Raw genomic sequence first — 5,487 nt, 5'->3', positions numbered from 1 at the left:
GCCCGATTGGCAGGGTACAACCCGAAGACGATCCCGATCCCCGCGGAGAACAGCACCGCGAGCAGCACGATCCACGGGTTCAGGGCGAAGGGGAAGCGCAGCACCTTGGTGCCGCCCCAGGCCGCGAGGTAGCCCAGCACGACGCCGATGATCCCCCCGATGGCCGTCAGCGTGGCGGCTTCGACCAGGATCTGGCGCAGCACGTCCTGGCGGCGGGCGCCGATGGCCATGCGCACGCCGATCTCCCTCGTGCGTTCCGTGACCGAGATCAGCATGATGTTCATCACGCCGATGCCGCCGACCATCAAACCGATGCTCGACAGCACCACCAGCACCAGGGCGACGCCCTGGGTGACCTTGTCGACGAGTTCGCCGTAGGTCTCCGAGGCGACGACCGCGAAGTTGTCCTTCTCGCCGGGCTTGAGCCCGCGCCCGCGGCGCAGGGCGCCGGTGACGTCGGCGGCGACGTCTTCGGTCGCGAAGCCGTCGGCGACGGTGACGGCCAGCGTGCGGTCGTCGTACTCGCCGGTCGAGAAGTCCTTCTCGTAGGTGGTCCAAGGCGTCACGACGAAGTTGTCGCCCATCGCGCCGAAGATGTGGCGCCGGCTCTCCATGGCGCCGATGACCCGGTACTCCGCCCCGAACAGGCGCAGGGATTTGCCGACCGGATCGATCCCGGGGAACAGGGCCTCGGCAGGCCCGCTGCCGAGCACGCAGACGCGGCTGCGCGAGTCCTGCTCGTCGAAAGTGAAGAAGCGGCCTTCGGCGATGGCGAACGAGTAGAGCGTGGCGAAGTTCGACGAGGCGCCGAAGATCTGCACCAGGTTGGTGCGCTCCTTGCCGTAGGTCAGGATCGTCGCCCGGCCGCTGGTGATCATGTAGTCCACGCCGTCGACGCCGGGCAGCGCGTCCAGGAGCGGGATCAGCTCCGGCATCAGCTGCGGCCGGCGCAGGGCCTCCTCGGGGTCCTCGCCGCCGAGGCCCGAGTGCCGGGCGATGTAGAGGTAGGGCTTGGCCGAGGAGACGATGTCGCTGCGGATGCGACCGCTCAGGCCCGAGACGATGGTGTAGATCGCCAGCAGCGTCGCCACGCCGATGGCCACGCCCAGGATCAGCAGGACGCTGCGCAGCCGGTGGCCGCGGATGGTCAGCAGCGCCTGGCGGACGCCCTCCTGCGCGTGCATGACGCCGCTATTCATGGCGCAACGCCTCCACCGGGTCGAGGCCGGCCGCCTTCCAGGCGGGGTAGGTACCGAAGACCAGGCCGATGACGAAGGTCACGGCCAGCCCCGCGCCGATCGACCAGCCCGCGAAGGCGAAGGGCAGCGGCGACAGCAGCGAGATGAGCAGGGCCAGCCCCAGGCCGATGCAGATGCCCAGCACGCCGCCGGTCATCGACAGGGTGATCGACTCGACCAGGAACTGCCAGAGGATCGCCATCCGCCTGGCCCCGACGGCCTTGCGGATGCCCACCTCGCGGGTCCGCTCGGTGACCGCCACCAGCATGATGTTCATCAGCACGATGCCGCCCACCACCAGGCTGATGCCCACCAGCGGCACCAGCGCGCCGTAGATGGCCTTGGAGATGCCCGACCAGAGCGAGAGCAGCTCGTCCATGGTCACGATGCCGAAGTCGTCCTTCTCCTTGGGGCGCAGCTGGTGGCGCAGGCGCATCAGGTGGCGCGCCTCCTCCTTGGCGTCGGCCAGCAGGGGCAGGTCCGCGGCCGCGATCTTGATGTCGATCGACTCGCGCCCGCCGAAGGACTTCATCCAGGCCGTGATCGGCACCACCAGGAAGCGGTTGCGGCTGTTGCCCAGCATCGAGCCGCGGTCGTCGGCGACGCCGATGACGCGGAAGTGGCGGCCGGACAGCTTGAAGTCGCGCCCGACGGGGTCGCTCACGCCGGGGAACAGGTCCTGGGCCACCTCCCAGCCGATCACCGCGACCTGCGCGCTGGCGAACACGTCGCGCTCGGCGAGGTGGCGACCGCTGTGCAGGGGCAGGTCCTCGAGCAGGGAGTAGTCGGCCGTCTTGCCGCGCACCTCGATGCCGCGGGACTCCTTGGCGCCGGCGCGCAGGTCGGCCGTGCGCTCGAGCGAGGCCCCGACCTCGGACGCCATCTGCATGTGCTCGCGCAGGTAGTCGCGGTCCTCCAGGGTCAGCTCGGGGTTGTTCAGCGAGGCCAGGAAGGCGTCCATGTCGGTGAGGATGTCGAAGAAGTTGACGCGCGAGACCGTGAACACGTTCGAGCCCTCGGACAGCACCTCGCGCCGCGCGTAGAGGTCCACGCCGTTGATCAGCGACACGACGGCGATGACGCTCATCGTGCCGACGATGTTGCCGAGCAGGGTCAGGAAGGTCCGCAGCTTGTACGTCCAGAGGCTGGACAGGGCGATGCGGACCCCTTCCCACAGGTTCATGGATCAGTCCTGCTTCTTGTCGGCGCCGGCGCCCTTCTTCTTGGTGTCGACCTTCACCGCTTCCTCGTGCTGCAGGTCGCGCAGGATGCGGAACGGGCCGGTGACGATCTGCTGGTCCTCGACGAGGCCGGACAGGACCTCGAAGTCCTCCTCGCCGGTGACGCCGATCTCGACCGTCTTGAACACGGCCTTGCCCCCCTCGATCACGAAGACGCCCTCGACCTCCTCGCGCTTGACCGAGTCGGCGGCGGCGGTCGTCGGGCGGGGGCGCCGGCCCTTGCCGACCTTGGGCAGGGGCGGCCACTCGCGCACGGTCACCGCGCCGATGGGCACGCACAGGACCTGCTTCGCGTCGGCCACGGTGATCTCGGCCTTGGCGGTCAGGCCGGGGCGCACGCCCACGATGGGGTCGTCGAGCGTGACGGTGATCTTGAAGTCCACCGCCTGCTGGCTCTGGCCGGTGCTGGTGTAGATGGGGCTGTTGCCGATCTCGGTCACGGTGCCGGCGAAGGAGGTGTCGGGGAAGGCGTCCACCTCCACCTTGACCGGCTGGCCGAGCTTCACGCGCACGACCTCGGTCTCGTCCACGTCGACCTCGGCCTCCATGGTCGCGAGGTCGGCCACCGTCAGCAGCACCGTGCCGGCGTTGTTGAGGGTGCCCATGATGGCGTTCTCGCCCTCCTCGACGTTCAGGCGCGTGACCACGCCGGCCATCGGCGAGGTGATGGTGACCTTGTCGAGGTCGTAGCGGGCCTTCGCGAGGTTGGCCTCGGTCTGGCGCAGGGTCGCCTCGGCCGACGCCGTGCGGGCCTCCTCGATGCGGGCGTTGGCCTCGGCCGCGTCGATCTGCTCCTGCGAGGACAGCCCGCTGCCGAACAGGGAGCTGGCCCGCTCGAGGTCCTGCTGCGACTTGTCGCGGCCGGCGCGGGCCAGGTCCAGGTTGGCGCGCGCGGTGCGCACGGCGGCCTGCAGGGCGTCGACCACGGACCGGAACTCGGTCGGGTCGATCTCCAGCAGCAGCTGCCCCTGCTCGACGCGGTCCCCCTCGCGGACGGCCAGGCGCGTCACCTTGCCGATCGTCGAGGCGCTGACGTCGACCTTGCGCTTGGGGGTCAGGGTCCCCGAGGCGGTGACGACCTCCACGAGATCCTTGCGGGCGACCTTGCCCGCCTCGACGCCCAGCGCCTTCTGGGACGACCTGAGCAGGTTCACGGCGATCAGCGCGACCACGATGACCGCGGCGCCGATGATGAGCCACTTCTTCACGGATGCCTCCCGTTTCGCACCGGACGACTAGAGGAAGAGCCGGCCGATGCCGAACAGCACCAGGCTGAGGAACAACCATGTGGTTACGACGACGGTGGTCGCCTTGTTGCGTGCGAATTCGTGGACCTGGCCCAGGCCGATCACCATCAGCAGCACGCCCCAGACGGTGAACAGGTCGAAGATCGACAGGAGCTGGTACAGGGCGTCGGTGGGGCCGCGGTCGACCACGAACACCGCCGGGCCGATCGCCACGCCGTTGGAGGAGCCCTTGGCCAGCACCAGGGGCCATTTGACCAGCGAGGAGAGGCCCAGGCTGACCACCGAGGACCAGTAGACCACACCGGCCGTCTGCAGCAGGGTGCCGCGCCCGCCGGCCAGCTTGCAGAACAGCAGGTAGATCAGGGCCATGACGAACAGCATCACGGAGGCCCCGACGCCGCTCTGCACGCCCTGGATCACCCGTGAGGAGACGGTCGGCGTCTCGTACTTCGCGTACATCTCGGCCAGGTCCTCTTCGGGCATCATCTTCCCGAAGCGGGTCTCGCGCATGACGTCCAGCTGCTCCGGCCCCGTGATCTGCAGGGTGGCGGCCGCGAACAGGCCCAGCATGAGCGCCACGGCCAGGGCGGCGATCACCCAGCGCGGGTTCTCCTTGACCTCGGCCATGGCCGCGACCGGGTTGGTGACGATGTTCAGGAACCGTTTGCCGATGGAATCGCTCATGCCCGGCCTCCCTGGCGGTCTCCGTCCTTCTCGCCACCGGACCCTCCGGGCGGCGTCGGCGACGATGGTCGCCCAGGCTCGGCCCGGCGTCAAGGGACGAGCCGGCGGCGGCGCGGCGGCGTCTTGACAGCGGCGGGACGCGGCTATAAATTGGGGTTCCCCGGACGGCGTCCGGGCCCCGATGTGGATACGCGCGAAGCAGACGATATGGTGGCGGCTTAGCTCAGTTGGTTAGAGCAACGGAATCATAATCCGTGTGTCCGGGGTTCGAATCCCTGAGCCGCTACCATCCTTTCCTTCTCTCCCGGCCCTCGCCGACGGCTCCCGATGACAACCGACCACAACCCGACCGCCCTCCCCACGCGCGCGCTGCCCGAGCTCGCGCGACTGCTGCGTGCCGTCGCGCGCCGCCACGGCGTCGGCGACGGCGAGCCGGGCGTGCTGGTCGCCCTCTCCGGGGGCGCGGACTCGACCGCGCTGCTGCGGCTGGCCGTGCTGCACCGCGAGCGGTGCGGCGCCCAGGTGGAGGCCGCCCACCTCGACCACGCCCTGCGCGGCGACGACGCCGACGCCGACGCGGCGTTCTGCCGCGACCTCTGCCGCCGCCTGGACGTCCCGCTGCACCTGCGACGGGAAGACCCCCGTCCCGCCGCCGCGGCGCGCGGGCGCGGCCTCGAGGAGGCGGCGCGCGCGGCCCGGCGGGCGTTCCTGACCGGCGTCCTGGACGCGCGGCCGGCGCTGGCCGCCTGCGCCACGGGGCACCAGCGCGACGACCAGGCCGAAACCATCGTGATGCGCCTGTTCCGCGGGACGGGGCCCGTGGGGCTGCAGGGGATCCGCCCCCGCGCCGGCCGTTTCGTCCACCCCCTGCTGGGGTGCGGCCGCGCCGAGATCGAGGCCTGGCTCGCCGCCCTCGGCCAGCCCTGGCGGCGCGACGCGACCAACGACGACGCCAGCAACGTGCGCGGCCGCGTGCGGCGCGAACTGCTGCCGCTGGCGCGGGACATCTTCGGCGAGGGCGCGGCGGCGACGCCGGCGCGGCTGGCGGCCCTGCTGCGGGCCGACGCCGTCGAGTTG

The 5,487-nt window shown here is 70.5% G+C and carries 5 protein-coding genes and 1 tRNA gene; 2 read left to right on the top strand and 4 right to left on the bottom strand.

Annotated elements, in window-relative coordinates; genetic code table 11:
* The 4 genes from Q7W29_10880 to Q7W29_10865 form a co-directional block, all read right to left on the bottom strand.
* Window positions 1–1,199, bottom strand: a 1,199-nt coding sequence (locus Q7W29_10880; protein ID MDO9172320.1) for an ABC transporter permease, incomplete at its 3' end; no start/stop codon positions are given.
* The gene (locus Q7W29_10875; GenBank protein ID MDO9172319.1) at window positions 1,192–2,421 is read right to left on the bottom strand and encodes an ABC transporter permease; all 1,230 of its coding nucleotides are present in this window, start codon (window positions 2,419–2,421) and stop codon (window positions 1,192–1,194) included. The genes Q7W29_10875 and Q7W29_10880, both read right to left, overlap by 8 nt.
* Window positions 2,422–2,424: 3 nt before the next feature.
* The gene (locus tag Q7W29_10870) at window positions 2,425–3,687 is read right to left on the bottom strand and encodes an efflux RND transporter periplasmic adaptor subunit (GenBank protein MDO9172318.1); all 1,263 of its coding nucleotides are present in this window, start codon (window positions 3,685–3,687) and stop codon (window positions 2,425–2,427) included.
* A 27-nt stretch (window positions 3,688–3,714) separates the two neighbouring features.
* Window positions 3,715–4,410, bottom strand: a complete 696-nt coding sequence (locus Q7W29_10865) for a YIP1 family protein (protein MDO9172317.1) — start codon at window positions 4,408–4,410, stop codon at window positions 3,715–3,717.
* 212 nt (window positions 4,411–4,622) lie between these two features.
* Here Q7W29_10865 and Q7W29_10860 point away from each other — a divergent pair.
* Window positions 4,623–4,699, top strand: a tRNA-Met gene (locus Q7W29_10860).
* 38 nt (window positions 4,700–4,737) lie between these two features.
* Window positions 4,738–5,487: tRNA lysidine(34) synthetase TilS (gene tilS / locus Q7W29_10855; GenBank protein MDO9172316.1), on the top strand; the 750-nt coding region annotated here is incomplete at its 3' end.

It is taken from the genome of bacterium, assembly GCA_030654305.1.
GTDB lineage: Bacteria > Krumholzibacteriota > Krumholzibacteriia > LZORAL124-64-63 > LZORAL124-64-63 > PNOJ01.
Note: the sequence above shows the minus strand (reverse complement) of the source record. Positions and strands in the feature narration are given on the sequence as shown.